Below are 18,214 nucleotides of genomic sequence, written 5' to 3' on the forward strand. Positions count from 1 at the left end.
TCAGTGGCTCCTCACGTGGATGATGTGGACGGGTTCGGAGTCCGGCCCGAGACGGACGAAGTTGTCCTGGCGCCACTCCCACGTCTGGTTGGTGATGTGGTCGTGGGCGTCGAAGGTGGACCATGTCGCCATACCCAGCGCCTCCATGTCGAGATGCACCCAGGTCTCACGGCTGGCGTGGGGGTCGAGGTTGGCGACGACGAGGACGGTGTCGCGCTCACCGGTTGCGGCGTCGACGACGCGCGACTTGCTGAAGACGAGGACGTTCTCGTCGTCGGCGGAGTGGAAGCGCAGGTTGCGCAGCCAGCGCAGGGCGGGGTGCCAGCCGCGGATCTCGTTGAGCCGCTTGAGATACCACGCGAGCGAGCGGCTCTCGAGGGGGCCGCCCGGCTCGTAGAGGTACCACTGGCGGTCCTTGTACTCGTACTTCTCGTTGTCGATCTGCTCCTCGGCGCCGGGCCGGGCCACGTGCTCCATGAGCTCGTAGCCGGCGTAGATGCCGTAGGTCGGCGACATCGTCGCGGCCACGGCCGCGCGCAGCTTCCAGGCGGTGGGCCCGCCGTACTGCATGTAGGGCGTGAGGATGTCGTGCGTGGTGGGCCAGAACGACGGGCGCATGTATGCCGCGCCGGTCTCGTCGCCGGCCAGCTCGCGGCCGTACTCCTCGAGCTCCCACCGGGCGTTGCGCCACGCGTAGTAGGTGTAGCTCTGCTGGAAGCCGGCCTTGGCCAGCTCGTGCATCATCGCCGGCTTGGTGAAGGCCTCGGACAGCCAGATCGTCTCGGGGTGCTCCAGCGCGACGTCGGCGATCAGCCACTGCCAGAAGGCGACCGGCTTGGTGTGCGGGTTGTCGACGCGGAAGATGCGGACGCCGTGGTCGAGCCAGACCTGGATGACCCGGCGCACCTCGGCGTAGGCCGCGGCAGGGTCGTTGTCGAAGTTCAGGGGGTAGATGTCCTGGTACTTCTTCGGCGGGTTCTCGGCGTAGGCGATGGAGCCGTCGGCGCGCGTCGTGAAGAGCGACGGGTGGGTCTGCACCCACGGGTGGTCGGGGGAGGCCTGCAGCGCGATGTCGAGGGCCACCTCCAGGCCGTTGCGCCTCGCCTCGGCGACGAAGTGGTCGAAGTCCTCGAAGGTCCCGAGGTCGGGGTGGATCGCGTCGTGCCCACCGTCGGGCGAGCCGATGGCGTAGGGAGATCCGGGGTCGCCGGGCTGCGCCGCCAAGGTGTTGTTGCGCCCCTTGCGAGCCGTCGTGCCGATGGGGTGGATCGGCGTGAGGTAGACGACGTCGAACCCCATCTCGGCGATGGCGGGCAGCCGCTCGGCGGCGGTGCGGAACGTGCCGGACACCCACTCGCCGGTCTTCTCGTCGCGGTGGGCGCCCTCGGAGCGCGGGAAGATCTCGTACCACGCCCCGTAGAGCGCACGCTCGCGCTCGACGTGCAGGGAGTATGCCGGTGAGCTCGACACGAACTCGCGCAGCGGGACCAGCGAGGCGAGGCCCTGGATCTCGGGCGAGGTCGCGGCGCCGAAGCGGTGGGCGGCCGGGCTGCGGTTGTCGCCGAGGGCGACGATGCCCTGGTCGATGGCGGAGGCGTCGACGCCCAGGCCGCGCACCGACTCGGCGAACCGCTCGAGCACGCGGACCCCCTCGGCGCACATGAGGTCCTCGTCGACGCCGGCCGCGATCTTGATGCCGGCGTCGTGGACCCAGGTCGCGTAGGGGTCGGACCAGCCCTCGACGCGGTAGGTCCACCAGCCCTCGCGGTCGGCCACGACGGTGGTCGACCACTCGGACAGGCCCGGGTTGACGCTGTGCATCGCGAAGTAGTGCTCGCCCCCATCGGGGTCGGTCAGGACCGCCGTCGCGTTGACCGCGTCGTGTCCCTCACGGAACACCTTGGCCTTGACGGTGAACTCCTCGCCCACCACGGACTTGGCCGGGCGCCGGCCGCAGTCGACGAGCGGGCGGACGTCGCTGACGGGGATGCGGCCCATCGGGAGCGCGCCACCCGGCATACCCTCTACGGTCGGTGGGGTGCTCACGGGGTGGGCGGGAGCCAGGTGCACGGCTCCGGCCTCGGTGTCGTCGACGAACGCGGTGTCTGCTGTCGGGGTGGCATCCGCACGCTTGGGGGCGGCGTTGCGCACTCGGGTTGGCCTGCTGGGACGAGACTTCTTCGCTGAGCCGGTCACCCGTCGACCGTATCGAACATGCGGCGCATAAGGCATGAGGCGTTCGCCCGCGGTCCGGTGGGTGAAACCTCGCTGCAAGATCTGCAAGAAGCCGTCATCGCGCCCTCTATGCTGTCGCCTTGTGAAGGCCATCCGACGCTTCAGCGTCCGTACCGTTCTGCCGAGCCGCATCGAAGGACTCGGCGTCCTCGCGAGCAACCTCCGCTGGTCCTGGCACCCGCCGACCCGCGACCTGTTCGAGAGCATCAGCCCCCGCAAGTGGGCCCAGGCGGGCGAGGACCCTGTCAAGCTCCTCTCCCGCCTCTCCTCCGACGAGCTCGCCGCTCTCGCCGCCGACGACGAGTTCGTCGCGAACGTCGTGCGCGCCAACGAGGACCTCCACCACTACCTCACCGACGAGCGCTGGTACCAGTCCTGGAGTCGTGAGCAGGAGGCCGCCGGCAAGGCCGCGCCCGCCGCGATCGCCTACTTCAGCCCCGAGTTCGGCATCACCTCCGTGCTGCCCCAGTACTCCGGCGGGCTCGGCATCCTCGCCGGCGACCACCTCAAGTCCGCGTCCGACCTCGGCGTGCCGATCGTCGGCGTCGGCCTCTTCTACAAGACCGGCTACTTCAAGCAGTCCCTCAACCGCGACGGCTGGCAGGTCGAGACCTACCCCGTCCTCGACCCCGACGGCCTGCCCCTGTCGCTGCTGCGCGAGGACGACGGCACGCCCGCGGTCGTGACCGTCAACCTGCCCGCCGGCCGCCAGCTGCACGCCCACGTCTGGAAGGCGCAGGTCGGCCGCGTCCCGCTGCTGCTGCTCGACTCCGACGTGCCCGGCAACGACGAGCAGACCCGCAAGGTCACCGAGTCCCTCTACGGCGGCGGAGGCGACACCCGCCTCGAGCAGGAGCTGCTCCTCGGCATCGGCGGCGTGCGTGCGCTGCGCCTCTGGTCGCGCCTGTCCGGCGCACCGACGCCGGAGGTCTACCACACCAACGAGGGTCACGCCGGCTTCCTCGGCGTCGAGCGCATCACCGAGCTCGTCCGCGACCACGGCCTGACCTTCGACGAGGCCCTCGAGGCCGTGCGCGCGGCGACCGTGTTCACCACGCACACCCCCGTCCCGGCCGGCATCGACCGTTTCGACGCCGCCAAGATCAACCTCTTCTTCGGCGGCGCCAACGCCATCCCCGGCGTGCCCGTCGAGCGGCTCCTCGCCCTGGGCGCCGAGGACTACGAGGGCGGCCAGCCCGGCATCTTCAACATGGCCGTCATGGGCCTGCGCCTCGCACAGCGCGCCAACGGCGTCTCCCAGCTGCACGGTGTCGTCAGCCGCGAGATGTTCGACGGCCTGTGGCCGGGCTTCGACGACGACGAGGTGCCGATCACCAGCATCACCAACGGTGTCCACGCCCCGACGTGGGTCGACCGTGCCGTCTACGACGTGGCCCGCAAGCACCTCGGCACCGCCGACATCGCGGGGCAGGACGCCTGGAACCGCATCGACGAGGTGCCGGCTGACGCCGTCTGGTCCACCAAGCGTGAGATGCGCGAGAAGCTCGTCGCGGACGTCCGTCGCCGCGTGCGCTCCTCGTGGCACAAGCGCGGCGCGAGCGACGCCGAGCTCGGCTGGGTCGAGGACGTCCTCGACCCGGACGTGCTCACGATCGGCTTCGCCCGGCGCGTGCCCACCTACAAGCGCCTGACGTTGATGCTGCGTGACCCCCAGCGCCTCAAGGCGCTGCTGCTGCACCCGACCCGTCCGGTCCAGCTCGTGATCGCCGGCAAGTCGCATCCCGCCGACGAGACCGGCAAGCGCCTCATCCAGGAGATGGTCCGGTTCGCCGACGACCCCGAGGTGCGCCACCGCATCGTCTTCCTGCCCAACTACGACATCGCCATGGCCCAGCACCTCTACCCGGGCTGCGACGTCTGGCTCAACAACCCCCTGCGCCCGTTCGAGGCGTGCGGCACCTCGGGCATGAAGGCCGCCCTCAACGGCGGGCTCAACCTCTCGATCCTCGACGGCTGGTGGGACGAGTGGTTCGACGGCCGCAACGGCTGGGCGATCCCGACCGCCGACGGTGTCGAGGACGCCGACCGGCGTGACGACATCGAGGCCTCCGCGCTCTACGACCTCATCGAGCACGACGTCGCGGCGAAGTTCTACGACCGCGACGCCGCCGGCCTGCCGCAGGGCTGGATCGCGATGATGACCCACACCCTCAAGACGCTGGGCCCGAAGGTGCTGGCGAGCCGCATGGTCGAGGACTACACCGGGAAGCTCTACAGCCCGGCCGCCGGTGCGGGGCGCTCGGTGGGTGCCTCCGACTTCGCCGGCGCCAAGGACCTCGCCGCCTACAAGGCCAAGGTCCACGCCGCGTGGCCCAAGGTCAAGGTCGAGCACGTCGAGCCCTCCGGGCTGTCGGACTCACCGCAGATCGGGGACGTCCTCGACCTGCGCGCCTACGTCTCGCTCGACGGGCTGACCCCGGACGACGTCGACGTCCAGCTCGTGCACGGGCACGTCACCGAGGGCGACGAGCTCTGGGGCACCGAGGTCGCGCCGCTGCAGCTCGTCGAGTCCTACGAGGACGGCCGGCACCAGTTCGCCGGCTCGCAGCCGCTGCGTCGCACCGGCTCGTTCGGCTACAGCGTCCGGGTCGTGCCCAAGCACGCCGGGCTCGCCAGCGCCGCCGAGCTGGGGCTCGCGCGCAACGCCTGACACCTCACCACGACCGAGAGCCCGGACCCGCGTGGGTCCGGGCTCTCGGCACACCTCCGGGGTGCGCGCCGAGCGGTGTGGCGGCGCTGCGCCGGCCGCGTGTCAGCCGGGCCCGAGGGCGCGCCAGACGCGCATGGAGGCCGACTCCATGGGCACGGTCGTGCCCGGGTCGGCGAGCTCCGCGGCGCACGTGGGGCGCTCGTCGACGCTGTCCCAGAGCAGCTGGTACGCCGTGACGCCCGGCGCCCGGGGGAGGGTGACGTCGACCGGCCAGGCCCACCCGTTCACGACGAGCAGCACCGAGTCCTGGCCGAGCGCGGTGCCGTTGTAGAGCGCCTGCAGGACGTTGAGGCCCGGACCGTCCCAACGGGGCCCCACGGGCTGGCCGTCGGCCGCGAACCAGGCCAGGTCGGTGGATCCGTCGGCATCCACCTGCCTTCCGGAGAAGAACGCCCGCCGGCGCAGCACCGGGTGCTCGCGGCGCAGCCGCGCGAGGTGACGGGTGGTCTCCAGGAGGTCCTCCTGCCAGGGCTCGAGGTCCCACGACGTCCAGCTCGTCTCGTTGTCCTGGCAGTAGGGGTTGTTGTTGCCGCCCTGGCTGCGGCCCAGCTCGTCGCCGGCGTTCAGCATCGGCACGCCGGTCGAGAGCAGCAGCGTCCCGAGCAGGTTGCGCATCGACCGCCGCCGGGCGGCGGCGACCTCGGCGATGTCGGTGGGGCCCTCGATGCCGTGGTTCCACGACCGGTTGTCGTTGGAGCCGTCGGTCCCGCTGTGGCCGTTCGCCGCGTTGTGCTTCGTGTCGTATGCCGTGAGGTCGGCCAGCGTGAAGCCGTCGTGGGCGGTGACGAAGTTGACCGAGGCGATGGTGCCGCGGTCGTGGCCGTCGAAGAGGTCCTGCGAGCCGGCCAGGCGGGTGGCGAGCTCGCGGACGCCGTGACCGACGCCGCCCGCGGTGGAGGCGGCGAGGTCGCGCAGCCAGAAGGTGCGCGTGGCGTCGCGGTAGCGGTCGTTCCACTCCGAGAAGGGCGGCGGGAACTGACCGGTGCGCCAGCCGTGGATGCCGAGGTCCCACGGCTCGGCGACGAGCTTGGTGCGGGAGAGCACCGGGTCGGTGCGCAGGGCGACGAGGAACGGGTGGTCGCGGTCGTAGCCGTCGTCCTTGCCCCGGCCGAGCGCCACGGCCAGGTCGAAGCGGAAGCCGTCGACGTGGCACTCCTGCACCCAGTAGCGCAGCGAGTCCAGCACCATGCGCGCGACGACCGGGTGCGTCAGGTCGAGCGTGTTGCCGCACCCGGTGACGTCGACGTCGCGTCCGCGCCCGTCGAGGCGGTAGTAGGCCCGCTGGTCCAGGCCACGCCACGACAGGGTCAGGTCCTCGCGCGAGTTCTCGGCCGTGTGGTTGTAGACGACGTCGAGCAGGACCTCGATGCCGGCTGCGTGCAGGTCCCTGACCATCGTCTTGAACTCGTCGAGCACACCCTGCGGGTCGGCGGTCGAGGCGTAGGCCGCGTGGGGCGCGAAGAAGCCCAGGGTGTTGTAGCCCCAGTGGTTGCGCAGCCCGCGCTGCACGAGGTCGGGCTCGTGGGTGAAGGTGTGGACCGGCAGCAGCTCGACGGCGGTCACGCCGAGGCCCTGCAGGTGCTCGACGAAGGCGGGGTGGGCCAGTCCGGCATACGTCCCGCGCAGGTGCTCGGGGACGCCGGGGTGCAGCTTCGTCGCGTTCTTGACGTGGACCTCGTAGACGAGCGACTCGGTGAGGGAGTGGCGTGGCGGCTCGTCCGTGCCCCAGTCGAACTCGTCCTCGACGACGACGCAGCGCGGCATGTACGGCGCCGAGTCGCGCTCGTCGCGCACCCACAGGTCGCCGCGCAGGTCGTCGCCGACCCGGTGGCCGTAGAGCGCGGGGTCGAGCCGCACCTCGCCCTCGACCGCCCGGGCGTACGGGTCGAGGAGCAGCTTGTCCGGGTTGTGCAGCAGGGACCGGTCCGGATCCCACTCGCCGTCGACGCGGAAGCCGTAGCGCTGGCCGGGCCCCACGTCCGGCACGACGTCGTACCACGTGCCGTACGCGTGGTGCCGGAGCGGCAGCCGCCGCTCCGTGACGGAGCCGTCGGGCCCGGTGTCGAAGAGGCACACCTCCACGCCCCTCGCGTGCCCCGCGTAGACGGCGAACTGCGCTCCCTCGCCTGTCAGGTGGACGCCCGGCTCCGGAGGCAGATCGGGCATCGCGGGAGGGGATGGGCACATGTGTCCGAGCGTACGGGTGGCCGGGCGCGACCGCCCGGATCGACCTCTCGGCGCGGGCTGGTTACGGTTGACGCATGACCGATCCGACTTCGCTGCCCAACTTCATGCCGAGCGCCCCCGACGCCGCTCCGAACGGCGTTCCCGCGAGCGACACGCCGGTGCGCGACCGCATCCTCGACGTCCTCAAGGGCCTCGGCATCGACGCGAGCGTCGACGGCGACGGCGACCTCGAGTTCGCCATCGTCGACGACCAGGGCACGAGCACCACCCTCTTCGCCCGCATCGCCGAGGGCGACCTGGCCCTCGTGCGCTTCTTCGGCCAGTGGCAGCTCGCCGAGCCCGTCTCGCCCGACCGCAACGAGCGCCTCGCCCGCTGCAACGACCTGACCATGCAGCTCAACCTCGTCAAGCTCTCGCTCGTCCAGGAGAGCCTCGTCGTCTCCGCCGAGCACGTCATCACCCCGAACGCCGACCTCGACATCCTCGTGCCGCTGTCGGTCAACCACATCCTCCAGAGCGTCGGCTTCTTCTTCCAGTCCTGGCTGCCCATGGACGACGCGCCTGCCGGCACGCCCGGCGACGCCTGATGGGCGAGTTCGTCCGGCTCGAGGTCGAGGACGGCGTCGGCACGATCCGCCTCGACCGGCCGAAGATGAACGCCCTCAACGTCCAGGTCCAGGAGGAGATCCGCGAGGCCGCCCTCGAGGCGTCCACGCGCACCGACGTCAAGGCCGTCATCGTCTACGGCGGTGAGCGGGTGTTCGCCGCGGGCGCCGACATCAAGGAGATGCAGTCCATGTCGTACACCGACATGGTCGAGCGCTCCGGACCGCTCACGAGCTCCATCAGCGCCGTCGCGCGGATCCCCAAGCCGGTCATCGCCGCCATCACCGGCTACGCCTTGGGCGGCGGGTGCGAGCTCGCGCTGGCCTGCGACTTCCGCGTCGTCGCCGACGACGCCAAGCTCGGCCAGCCCGAGATCCTGCTCGGCATCATCCCGGGCGCCGGTGGCACGCAACGGCTCTCGCGCCTCGTCGGATCCTCGCGGGCCAAGGAGATCATCTTCAGCGGTCGCTTCGTCGACGCGCAGGAGGCGCTGGCCATCGGGCTGGCCGACAAGGTCGTGCCCGCCGCCGACGTCTACACCGCCTCCCGCCAGTGGGCCTCGACGTTCGTGGGAGCCGCGTCGTACGCCGTCCGCGCCGCCAAGGAGGCCGTCGACCGCGGCCTCGAGGTCGACCTCGAGACCGGTCTCGAGATCGAGCGGATGCTCTTCGCCTCCCTCTTCGCGACGAGGGACCGCGAGATCGGCATGACCTCGTTCGTCGAGCAGGGCCCGGGCAAGGCGCAGTTCGAGGGTCGCTGAGCCCCATGGGTGAGCCGCTGGACGTCCTCGTGTTCTACTCGCCGGTCGAGTCGACCGAGGACGTCCTGGCGGCCCTCTTCGCCGCGGGGGCGGGCGCCGTCGGCGACTACACCGAGTGCGCCTGGCGGGTCGAGGGCTCGGGACAGTTCCGCCCCGGGCCCGGCGCCGACCCCGCGATCGGCGCCGTCGGCGCGCTCGAGCGCCTGCCCGAGCACCGGGTCGAGGTGACCCTTCCGCGCACCGCCCGCGCCCGCGTCGTCGCGGCACTGCGGGCGGTGCACCCGTACGAGGAGCCCGCCTTCCACGTCATCGAGACCGCCGAGGTCGACCCCGGCTGACCCTCACCACACCGGGTCGGACGTCTTTGTCGCAGAGCCGGGCCGACGGCATACGCCATCGCCCTGGTGGTGAGCGTCACGCCCGCGGCGTGCGGACTAAGCGGGCGCTCAGTGAGAGGATGGTCGGCAGTGCCGGGGCGACCTCCGGCAGCTCCCACGAGCACCACCACCAGCAACGGAAGAGGACGTTCACCCATGAACATCGTCGTCTGTGTCAAGTACGTGCCGGACGCACAGGCCGAGCGCACGTTCAACGCATCTGACAACACGACCGACCGCGAGAACGTCGACGGCCTGCTGTCCGAGCTCGACGAGTACGCGGTCGAGGAGGCCCTGAAGATCGTCGAGGCGGGCGAGGGCGAGGTGACCGTCCTGACCGTCGGCCCCGACGCCGCGGCCGACGCCATCAAGAAGGCGCTGCAGATGGGCGCCCACAAGGGCGTGCACGTCAGCGACGAGGCCATCCACGGATCCGACGCCGTCGCCACCTCGCTCGTCCTCGCCGAGGCCGTCAAGAAGCTGGGTGACGTCGACCTCGTCATGACCGGCATGGCCTCGACCGACGGCACGATGGGTGTCGTCCCCGCCATGCTGGCCGAGCGCCTCGGCCTGCCGGCCGTGACCTTCGCCTCCGAGCTGAGCGTCGACGGCGGTGTCGCCACGATCCGCCGCGACGGCGACGCCTCCACCCAGACGATCACGGCGACGCTGCCGGCCCTCGTGTCAGTCACCGACCAGATCAACGAGCCGCGCTACCCCTCGTTCAAGGGGATCATGGCGGCCAAGAAGAAGCCGGTCGAGCAGTGGAGCCTCGCCGACCTCGGCATCGACCCCGCGCAGGTCGGTCTCGACGCCGCGTGGACGAAGGTCGACTCCTTCGCCGCCCGCCCGCCGCGCACGCAGGGCGAGATCGTCGCCGACGAGGGCGACGGCGGCAGCAGGCTCGCCGCCTTCCTCACCGAGCGCAAGTTCGTCTGACTTCCTCTTGACCTTTCCAGCCAGCAAAGGAGATCCGCACCATGGCTGAAGTACTCGTGCTCGTCGACCACGTCGAGGGCAAGGTCCGCAAGACCACGGCCGAGCTGCTGACGATCGCCCGTCGCCTCGGTGAGCCGTCCGCCGTCTTCGTCGGCACCGGGTTCGACACGGCCAAGGAGGCCCTCGCCCGCTTCGGCGCCGAGAAGGTCTACCGCGTCGAGTCCCCGGAGGTGCTCGAGCACCTCGTCGTGCCCCAGGCCGAGCTGCTCGCACAGCTCGTCTCCGAGAAGTCCCCGGCAGCGGTCCTGCTGCCCTCCTCGCCCGAGGGCAAGGAGATCGCCGCCCGCCTCGCGGTCAAGACGGAGTCGGGCCTGATCACCGACGCCGTCGACGTCCATGCCGCCGACGGTGGTGTCGCGACGACGCAGTCGGTGTTCGCCGGCTCCTACACCGTCTCGGCGACCGTCACGAAGGGCACGCCCATCGTCGCGGTCAAGCCCAACTCGGCCACCCCGGAGGAGGCGGCGGCGGCCGCCGCCGACGAGGTCCTCGACTTCACGCCGTCCGAGGCGGCCAAGGGCGCGCGGATCACCGAGTCCAAGCCCAAGCAGGCCACCGGGCGTCCCGAGCTGACCGAGGCCGCGATCGTGGTCTCCGGCGGCCGCGGCACGGCCGGCGACTTCTCCAAGGTCGAGGAGTTCGCCGACAGCCTCGGTGCCGCGGTGGGCGCCTCCCGCGCGGCCGTCGACGCCGGCTGGTACCCGCACACCTCGCAGGTCGGCCAGACCGGCAAGCAGGTCAGCCCGCAGCTCTACGTCGCGTGCGGCATCTCGGGCGCGATCCAGCACCGCGCCGGCATGCAGACGTCCAAGACGATCGTGGCCGTCAACAAGGACAACGAGGCCCCGATCTTCGAGCTCGTCGACTTCGGTGTCGTGGGTGACCTGTTCTCGGTCCTGCCGCAGGCGACCGAGGCCATCAAGGCCGCCAAGGACTGAACCACCTGCCTCGCCAGGGGTCCTTCCCGGTCCCCGGCACGGCGCGCGACAGCGGCCCCCGACCACTCGGTCGGGGGCCGCTTCATGTTCCCGTTCCCGTCCCCTCGGCAGTTGGGAGCCCTGCGCCGGCGGCCTAGAATCACCCGGTGACCGTCTACCTCGACCATGCGGCGACGACGCCGATGCTCCCCGCTGCCCTCGCGGCGATGACGGAGCGGCTCGCGGTCGTGGGCAACCCCTCCTCGCTGCACCGCACCGGCCGGGAGGCGCGGCGCGTCGTCGAGGAGTCCCGCGAGAAGATCGCGCGCTGCCTCGGCGCCCGCCCCTCCGAGGTGGTCTTCACCTCCGGGGGCACCGAGTCCGACAACCTCGCGATCAAGGGCACCTTCTGGGCCCGTCGCGACCGCGACCCGGCGCGCGTGCGGCTGCTCGTCGGGGCCACCGAGCACCACGCCGTGCTCGACTGCATCGACTTCCTCGTCGCGCACGAGGGCGCCAAGGTCACCTGGCTCGAGTGCACGTCCGAGGGCGTCGTCGAGCCGGCGACGGTGCGCGCCGCCATCGAGGCCGACCCCGACTCGGTCGCGCTCGTGTCGGTGATGTGGGCCAACAACGAGGTCGGGGCCGTCCAGGACGTCCGGGCCATCTCCGAGGTCGCCCACGAGTACTCCGTGCCCTTCCACACCGACGCCGTCCAGGCGGCCGGTCACCTGCCGGTCGACTTCGCCGCGAGCGGCGCCGACCTCATGTCCGTGACCGCCCACAAGCTCGGCGGCCCCATCGGCGTGGGCGCCCTCGTCGTGCGGCGGGACGCGACCCTCGTCCCGCTGACCCACGGCGGAGGGCAGGAGCGCCAGGTCCGGTCGGGCACCCTCGACACACCGGCCATCGCCGGTTTCGCCCAGGCCGTCGTGGAGGCGACCGCCCACCTGGCCGCCGAGGCGGCCCGGCTCGTCGCCCTCCGTGACGACCTCATCGAGCGGGCCATGGCTCTCGCGCCCGACATCCGCCCCTCCGGCGTCTGGCACCGAGGTGACGCCTCCTCACGCCTTCCCGGCAACGTGCACCTGCTCGTACCCGGCTGCGACGGCGACTCCCTGCTCTACCTCCTCGACGCGGCCGGCATCTCCTGCTCGACCGGGTCAGCGTGCCAGGCCGGAGTGCCGCAGCCGAGCCACGTCCTGCTGGCCATGGGGGTGGCCGAGAGCGACGCGCGCGGTGCCCTCCGCGTGACCCTCGGGCACACGTCCACGCAGGACGACGTCGACGCGTTCATCGAGGCGCTCCCCGCGGCCATCGAGCGCGCCCGACGCGCCCGGGAGGCGACCGCCTCGTGAGGGTCGTCGCAGCGATGAGCGGTGGCGTCGACTCGGCCGTGGCCGCCGCCCGCATGCTCGACGCCGGCCACGAGGTCGTCGGGGTGCACCTCGCCCTGAGCCAGAGCGCCGCGACCCTGCGCGAGTCCGCCCGCGGCTGCTGCACCATCGAGGACGCCGGGGACGCCCGCCGGGTCGCCGACGTGCTCGGCATCCCCTTCTACGTCTGGGACATGGCGGCGCGCTTCCAGCGCGACGTCGTCGAGGACTTCCGCGCCGAGTACGCCGCCGGCCGCACCCCCAACCCGTGCCTGCGCTGCAACGAGAAGATCAAGTTCGCCGCCCTGCTCGACAAGGCCCTGGCCCTGGGGTTCGACGCCGTCGCCACCGGGCACTACGCCCGCGTCGTCGAGGCCACCGGCGCCGACGGCGGAGTGCGTCGCGAGCTGCACCGGGCCGTCGACGCGGCCAAGGACCAGAGCTACGTGCTCGGCGTCCTCGACGCCGAGCAGCTGGCGCGCTCGTTCTTCCCGCTCGGCGACACGACGAAGCCGGAGATCCGGCGCGAGGCGGCCGAGCGGGGCTTCTACGTCGCGAACAAGCCCGACAGCCACGACATCTGCTTCATTCCCGACGGCGACACCCGCGGCTGGCTGACGCGCCAGCTCGGCGCGAAGCCGGGGGAGATCGTCGACAGCGACGGAACCGTCCTCGGAGAGCACCAGGGAGCCTTCGCGTACACCGTCGGGCAGCGCCGCGGCCTGGCCCTCGGCAGGCCTGCTTCCGACGGACAGCCCCGATACGTCGTGGAGGTGCGCCCGGAGGCCAACCAGGTCGTCGTCGGTACGGCCGACCTGCTCGGCGTCAACGCGATCACGGGCGACCACGCCCGGTGGTGCGGTCCCGCCCCCGACGGCGTCGTGCACGTCGGCGCCCAGGTGCGCGCCCACGGAGAGGAGTATGCGGCCACGGCGTGGGCCGACGGCGACCGGGTCGAGGTCCGCCTCGACAGCCGCATCCGCGGCGTGGCCCCGGGCCAGTCCGTGGTGCTCTACGACGGCACGCGGGTCGTCGGGTCGGCGACCATCGCCGCTGCCCGCCTCGACCGGGAGCGCGTCCCCTGACGGGGAGACCTACGCACGTCAGAGCGCGGAGCGCGTCCACGTGAGGACGCGGGCCGTTGGCCCGAACCCCAGCCCCCGGTAGAGCCGCCGGGGTCCGGGGTAGTCGTCGTCGCCCCGCGGCGTCACCTGGGCGATCCGCCCACCCGCCTCGCGGAGCGCGTGCAGGGCGGCGAGCGTCACGGCGCCGGCCAGGCCCCGGCCCCGGTGCCCCGGGACGCAGCCGACGGGCTCGACGAGCCCGACACCCGTGGCGGGGTCGAGCCACGCCAGCGCCGAGGCGACCATCTCGCCCTGTTCGTCGACGGCGACCCAGTCGAGGTCGAGGCGGTACGGCCACGCCCGCATGAGCTGCCGGTAGGCCGCGGCGTCCACCCGCGAGGGGGCCACATCAGACCACGCACGGGCGTGGACGCCGGCCCTCGCCGCAGCCTCGCCGGCCTGCACGGGCCGGAACGCGTACCCCGGGACGTGGGGGACGGGCGAGATGGCGTCCAGCCGCAGGACGTGGTGGGTGAAGAAGGGGGCCCCGGGCTCCGGTTCGAACCCCGCGGCGGCCAGGGCGCGCTCGACGGCTGCGTCGCCCTCGACCACCATGACGGACTGCTCCTCGGCGTCGCTCCACTCCTCGAACCACTCGACGACCAGGGCCGCCACCTCGGGACAGGCGGAGTCGACCTGCAGCTCGAGCCAGTCGGGCGCCTCGGCCCACCCGAAGCCGGTCACCGCGCCGTCCCGGGTCCACACCGCGACGGCCTCCCCGTCGTCGAGGGCCTCGGGGTCGACGGGGCGGTAGTAGCGGCTCCACGCCAGCTGGCCCGGGTGGAAGCGGCTCGTCGGCGACCAAGTCCGGGAGCACAGGTCCTGCATCGCCCGCAGGTCCGCGGGGCCGGAGAAGTCGTGGCGCTGCACGGGCGCCACGCTACCTGCGAGAGCAGGCGCCTAGGCTGGCGCGGTGACCCTCGCAACCGGCATCGGCTCCTGGCCCGGCACCTCCGTGCGCGACGCCCTCGCGCAGGTGCGTGAGCTGCTCGACGGGCAGCTGCCCTACCTGCCCGAGCTGCCTGCGCGCGGCCCGGGTGCCGACATGGTGGGGCGCACGACGGGCCTGCTCGTGGAGCTGCCCGTCGACCTGCAGCCGACCGGGTGGCGACTCGTCGACCGCCCCGGCAAGGACGCCGCCCGCACCGCCGCCCTGTGGCGTGAGGACCTCGACGAGCTCGCCGAGGCGTTCGACGGCCACGTCGGGCCGCTCAAGCTCCAGGTCGTCGGCCCGTGGACGCTGGCGGCCAACCTCTGGCTCACGCGCGGGGAGCGCGTCGTGGTCGATCCGGGCGCGTGCCGCGACCTCGTCGACTCGCTCGCCGAGGGCGTACGCGTGCACGTGGCGGCCGTCCGCCGGCTCGTGCCCGGCGCGCAGGTCGTGCTGCAGGTGGACGAGCCGAGCCTGCCGACGGTGCTGGCCGGGCGGCTGCCCACGGTGTCCGGCTTCGGCCGGCTGCCCAGCCTCGACCCCCAGGTCGCCGCGGCCGGCCTCACGACGGTCCTGCAGGCACACGACGGCGACACGGTGGTCCACTGCTGTGCGGCGAACCCGCCCCTCCCGCTGCTGCGCGGGGTGCACCCGTCGGCGCTCTCGCTCGACACCTCGCTCCTGCGCCCCCGCGAGTGGGAGGGCATCGCCGTGGCGGTGGAGGACGGCATACGGCTCCACGCCGGGGCGGTGCCCACCGACGGCAGCCGCACGCGGCCGCAGGAGCTCGCGGGCCCGCTCGTCGACGCCTGGCGTCGCACGGGACTGGCGCCGGCAGGGCTGACCGAGGTGGTCGTGACGCCGGCCTGCGGCCTCGGCACGGTCGCGCTGCACGTCGCGCGGGCGGTTCAGCGGGCGGCCGTCGAGACGGCCGCCGAGCTGGGGGAGCGCAGCGCCGCCTGACAAGGCCTCACGACGTCTCGTGACGCCTCGTGGTGTTCCGGTCAGAGCGCGGAGCCGGCCGCCCACAGGGTCGGGCTGAGGTTCCAGTCGGCGTAGCCGTTGCCCATGGTCATGGGGCGGTCGGTGCCGGTGGTCTCCACGACGTCGCCGATCGTGACGTTGTCGTAGAGCCAGCCGGCGTTGGGCTCGCTCATGCCGGTGCAGCCGTGGCTGACGTTGCGGTGCCCCTGGTCCGCGACCGACCACGGCGCCGAGTGCAGGAACTCACCCGAGTTGGTGACGCGCATCGCGTACTTCACCTTGGTGTCGGCGTAGTAGTTCGGGTCGTCCTTCTTCAGGCCGATGGTCTCGGCCTTCATGGTGATGTTGGTCTGCTTGTCCATGATCACCTTGACGCCCGAGCGGGTGATGAAGCCGGGACGACCACCGGTGACCGGGATGCGGCGCGCGAGCTTGCCGTTGATCATGACGTCCATCTGGTCGGTCTTGAGGTTGACCTTGGCGATGACCGAGCGGCCGATCGTGAAGTCGGCCGTGCGCGACATCTGGCCCCAACGGCCGCCGCCGGCGGGGACGCCGTTGAGGTCGGCCTCTACGTGCACCTTGGTGCCCGGCTTCCAGTACGCCCTGGGGCGCCAGTGCGCCTCCTGCGAGCTCAGCCAGTACCAGGAGCCGGCCTGGGCGGGGGTGGACGTGACCTTCATCTGCTTCTCGAAGGCCGCCTTGTCCTTGACCGGCAGGTCGAAGCGGACGACGACCGGCATGCCGATTCCGACGGTTCCGCCGTCGCGTGGGGACACCGCGACGTAGACCTGCTGGTTGAGCGTGAGGTCGACGGTGCGGAAGGTCTGCGTCGTCTCGGTGGTCTTGCCGTCGGCGTCCTTGGCCTCCATCGCCAGGGTGTACTTCACTCCCGGCTCGAGCAGGTCTCCGGCGGTCCACGTGCCGCCGTCGAGCTTGCCCTCGACCGCGACGCGGTTGCCCTTCTTGCTCACGTAGGACAAGGAGGCGTTGGTCAGGGTGCCCTTCTCGGCCGAGGCGGTCACGCGGGTGTCGACGGGCACGTCGTTCGCGTCGTCGCCGGGCGTGGTCTTGAAGGCCACGGACGCCGTGGTCGGCGACGCTGTCCCCGACTCGGTGCCGGAGCCGCTCGCCCCGGCCGTCGCAGACGTGCCCGGCTTGCCGCTGTCGGCAGGAGCGCCGGAGCTGCAGGCCGTGACGCCGAGCATGGCCAGGACGGCCATACCCGAGAGCGCGGCGGAACGGATGCTGGACTTCACGCGTGTATACCCTTCGCAGACGCAGCGCCCGGAGCCCCGGGCGGGACAGGGTGGGTAGGGCGCGGCTCGTCGGTGGTGACCCCGATCCAGTGTCACCGATTCAGGGCAATACTCCAAAACTCACGGCGCGTGCAACGTGTGGCGTGTCGCGCTGGTCAGGGAGCCTCGACCGGCCGCACCTCGCGGCGCAGGATCTTGCCCGTGGGGCCCTTCGGCAGCTCGTCGAGGAGCCAGATCCGCCGGGGGTACTTGTAGGCGGCAAGCCGTTCCTTGACGTAGGTCTGGACGTCCTCGAGCGTCGAGGTGGACCCCGGCCGGAGCACGACCGCCGCGCCGACCTCCTCGCCCATGAGCTCGTCGGGCACGCCGACCACGGCGGCCTCGAGCACGTCGGGGTGGGTGTAGAGGACCTCCTCCACCTCGCGCGGGTAGATGTTCATCCCGCCTCGGATGATCATGTCCTTCTTGCGGTCGACGATCGTGAAGTAGCCCTCGTCGTCGACGGTGGCGAGGTCACCGGAGCGGAACCAGCCGTCGGGGATGGCCTCCCGGGTGGCCTCGGGCCGGTTCCAGTAGCCCTTCATGATGTTCTCGCCGCGGATGGCGATCTCACCGATCCCGCCGGGAGGCGTGTCGGAGCCGTCGACGTCGACGAGCTTCATCTCGCAGCCGGGGATCGCTCGGCCGATGGTGCCCGGCTTGGTCGGCTTGTCGGGCATGTTGAAGGAGGCCACGGGCGAGGTCTCGGACAGGCCGTAGCCCTCGAGGATCTGGCACCCGAACTTCTTCTCGAACGCCGACATGACGGCCTCGGGCATCGCGGACCCGCCGGACACGCAGGTGCGCAGGCTGCTCGTGTCGGCCTGGCCCGCGTTCGGGTGGTTGAGGATCGCGGCATACATGGTCGGGACGCCCTGGAAGATCGTCACGCGGTCGCGCCCGAACATCTCGATGGCCTTGGCCGGGTCGAACCGGGGCAGGAGCGTGAGCGTGCAGCCACGCTGGACCGAGGTGTTGAGCCCGCACGTCAGGCCGAAGACGTGGAAGAGCGGCAGGCAGCCCATGATGACGTCGTCCTCGGTGATCTGCATGATGTCCGAGGCCGAGCGCTCGGCGTTGCGGTGCAGGTTGAAGTGGGTGAGCTCGGCGCCCTTGGGCTTGCCGGTGGTGCCGCTCGTGTAGAGGATGACCGCCGTGTCGTGGTCGGCGCGGTCCACGGGCTCGAGGACCGCGGAGCCCGAGGACTCGCTCGCGTCGAACTGGCCCTCGGCGGGTCCCATCGGCCCGCAGACGACCAGTCGCGTGCCGGTCTCGGCGGCGGCCTTGGCCGCCTCGTCGGCGAAGTCGGGCCACACGAAGCTGAAGCGGGCGCCGCTGTCCTCGTAGAAGTACTGGATCTCGCCGGCCTTGAGCAGCGGGTTCATCGGCACCACGATGCCGCCGGCCAGCAGGGTGCCGTAGAAGGCCACCGGGTAGGCCGGGACGTTGGGGAGGATGAGCGAGACGCGGTCGCCGGCCCGGAGGCCCGCGGCCTGCAGCTGGGCCGCCACGGTCGCCGCCGCACGGTGCAGCGCCGACCAGGTCACCTCGGCCGAGTCGAGCCGGATGCCGACCTTGTCGGGCACGCGGGCCGCGGTGGCGGCGAGGTTGGCGGCGAGGTTGGTCATCTCTGCTCCTTTGCAGCGGACGGGTCGTGCGGGTGCGGGCTGCATCCAGTGGGACCGGCGG

The 18,214-nt window shown here is 71.9% G+C and carries 14 protein-coding genes; 9 read left to right on the forward strand and 5 right to left on the reverse strand.

Annotated elements, in window-relative coordinates:
- Positions 1-2,196, reverse strand: coding sequence for an alpha-1,4-glucan--maltose-1-phosphate maltosyltransferase (locus ABD241_RS02600; RefSeq protein WP_425580657.1), 2,196 nt, complete (start codon positions 2,194-2,196; stop codon positions 1-3).
- Positions 2,197-2,317: 121 nt separating this feature from the next.
- On the opposite strand from ABD241_RS02600, the gene glgP reads away from it, so the two are divergent.
- Positions 2,318-4,906 (forward strand): alpha-glucan family phosphorylase, encoded by a 2,589-nt coding sequence (glgP, locus tag ABD241_RS02605; RefSeq protein ID WP_344058140.1) that lies wholly within the window; start codon positions 2,318-2,320, stop codon positions 4,904-4,906.
- Between the two features lie 102 nt (positions 4,907-5,008).
- On the opposite strand, the gene glgX is transcribed toward glgP, so the two are convergent.
- The gene (glgX, locus tag ABD241_RS02610; protein WP_344058142.1) at positions 5,009-7,132 is read right to left on the reverse strand and encodes a glycogen debranching protein GlgX; all 2,124 of its coding nucleotides are present in this window, start codon (positions 7,130-7,132) and stop codon (positions 5,009-5,011) included.
- A 95-nt stretch (positions 7,133-7,227) separates the two neighbouring features.
- On the opposite strand from glgX, the gene ABD241_RS02615 reads away from it, so the two are divergent.
- The 7 genes from ABD241_RS02615 (at position 7,228) to mnmA (ending at position 13,273) form a co-directional block, all read left to right on the forward strand.
- Positions 7,228-7,740, forward strand: a complete 513-nt coding sequence (locus ABD241_RS02615) for a YbjN domain-containing protein (protein ID WP_142184446.1) — start codon at positions 7,228-7,230, stop codon at positions 7,738-7,740.
- A complete protein-coding gene (locus ABD241_RS02620; RefSeq protein WP_344058145.1) occupies positions 7,740-8,519 on the forward strand; it encodes an enoyl-CoA hydratase/isomerase family protein in 780 nt (259 codons plus the stop codon). Before ABD241_RS02615 ends, ABD241_RS02620 begins: the two co-directional genes overlap by 1 nt.
- 5 nt (positions 8,520-8,524) lie before the next feature.
- Complete coding sequence (locus ABD241_RS02625) at positions 8,525-8,857, forward strand: YqfO family protein (RefSeq protein WP_344058147.1); 333 nt, start codon at positions 8,525-8,527, stop codon at positions 8,855-8,857.
- A 195-nt stretch (positions 8,858-9,052) separates the two neighbouring features.
- Positions 9,053-9,835: an electron transfer flavoprotein subunit beta/FixA family protein gene (locus ABD241_RS02630; protein ID WP_344058149.1), complete on the forward strand. Its 783-nt coding sequence runs from the start codon at positions 9,053-9,055 to the stop codon at positions 9,833-9,835.
- Between the two features lie 41 nt (positions 9,836-9,876).
- A complete protein-coding gene (locus ABD241_RS02635) occupies positions 9,877-10,833 on the forward strand; it encodes an electron transfer flavoprotein subunit alpha/FixB family protein (RefSeq protein ID WP_344058151.1) in 957 nt (318 codons plus the stop codon).
- Positions 10,834-10,979: 146 nt separating this feature from the next.
- Positions 10,980-12,170, forward strand: a complete 1,191-nt coding sequence (locus ABD241_RS02640) for a cysteine desulfurase family protein (RefSeq protein ID WP_344058153.1) — start codon at positions 10,980-10,982, stop codon at positions 12,168-12,170.
- Positions 12,167-13,273 (forward strand): tRNA 2-thiouridine(34) synthase MnmA, encoded by a 1,107-nt coding sequence (mnmA, locus tag ABD241_RS02645; protein ID WP_344058155.1) that lies wholly within the window; start codon positions 12,167-12,169, stop codon positions 13,271-13,273. Before ABD241_RS02640 ends, mnmA begins: the two co-directional genes overlap by 4 nt.
- 18 nt (positions 13,274-13,291) lie before the next feature.
- Here the strand turns inward: mnmA and ABD241_RS02650 are convergent, their stop codons facing one another.
- A complete protein-coding gene (locus tag ABD241_RS02650; RefSeq protein ID WP_344058157.1) occupies positions 13,292-14,182 on the reverse strand; it encodes a GNAT family N-acetyltransferase in 891 nt (296 codons plus the stop codon).
- A 43-nt stretch (positions 14,183-14,225) separates the two neighbouring features.
- Here ABD241_RS02650 and ABD241_RS02655 point away from each other — a divergent pair, with 43 nt between their 5' ends.
- Positions 14,226-15,206, forward strand: a complete 981-nt coding sequence (locus ABD241_RS02655) for a uroporphyrinogen decarboxylase/cobalamine-independent methonine synthase family protein (protein ID WP_344058160.1) — start codon at positions 14,226-14,228, stop codon at positions 15,204-15,206.
- A gap of 41 nt (positions 15,207-15,247) precedes the next feature.
- Here the strand turns inward: ABD241_RS02655 and ABD241_RS02660 are convergent, their stop codons facing one another.
- Entirely contained in the window at positions 15,248-16,486 is a 1,239-nt protein-coding gene (locus tag ABD241_RS02660; protein ID WP_344058162.1) for a L,D-transpeptidase, read from the reverse strand.
- Between the two features lie 155 nt (positions 16,487-16,641).
- Positions 16,642-18,153, reverse strand: coding sequence for a long-chain-fatty-acid--CoA ligase (locus tag ABD241_RS02665; RefSeq protein ID WP_344058165.1), 1,512 nt, complete (start codon positions 18,151-18,153; stop codon positions 16,642-16,644).
- Positions 18,154-18,214: the final 61 nt, after the last annotated feature.

It is taken from the genome of Terrabacter lapilli (assembly GCF_039531305.1).
Lineage (GTDB): Bacteria > Actinomycetota > Actinomycetes > Actinomycetales > Dermatophilaceae > Terrabacter > Terrabacter lapilli.

What these genes read in the sequence shown, in the direction of transcription:
- glgX (WP_344058142.1), bottom strand. Translation starts at nt 7,132, where the DNA reads ATGCCCGATCTGCCTCCGGAGCCGGGCGTCCACCTGACAGGCGAGGGA.
- ABD241_RS02615 (WP_142184446.1), top strand. Translation starts at nt 7,228, where the DNA reads ATGACCGATCCGACTTCGCTGCCCAACTTCATGCCGAGCGCCCCCGAC.
- ABD241_RS02620 (WP_344058145.1), top strand. Translation starts at nt 7,740, where the DNA reads ATGGGCGAGTTCGTCCGGCTCGAGGTCGAGGACGGCGTCGGCACGATC.
- ABD241_RS02625 (WP_344058147.1), top strand. Translation starts at nt 8,525, where the DNA reads ATGGGTGAGCCGCTGGACGTCCTCGTGTTCTACTCGCCGGTCGAGTCG.
- ABD241_RS02630 (WP_344058149.1), top strand. Translation starts at nt 9,053, where the DNA reads ATGAACATCGTCGTCTGTGTCAAGTACGTGCCGGACGCACAGGCCGAG.
- ABD241_RS02635 (WP_344058151.1), top strand. Translation starts at nt 9,877, where the DNA reads ATGGCTGAAGTACTCGTGCTCGTCGACCACGTCGAGGGCAAGGTCCGC.
- ABD241_RS02665 (WP_344058165.1), bottom strand. Translation starts at nt 18,153, where the DNA reads ATGACCAACCTCGCCGCCAACCTCGCCGCCACCGCGGCCCGCGTGCCC.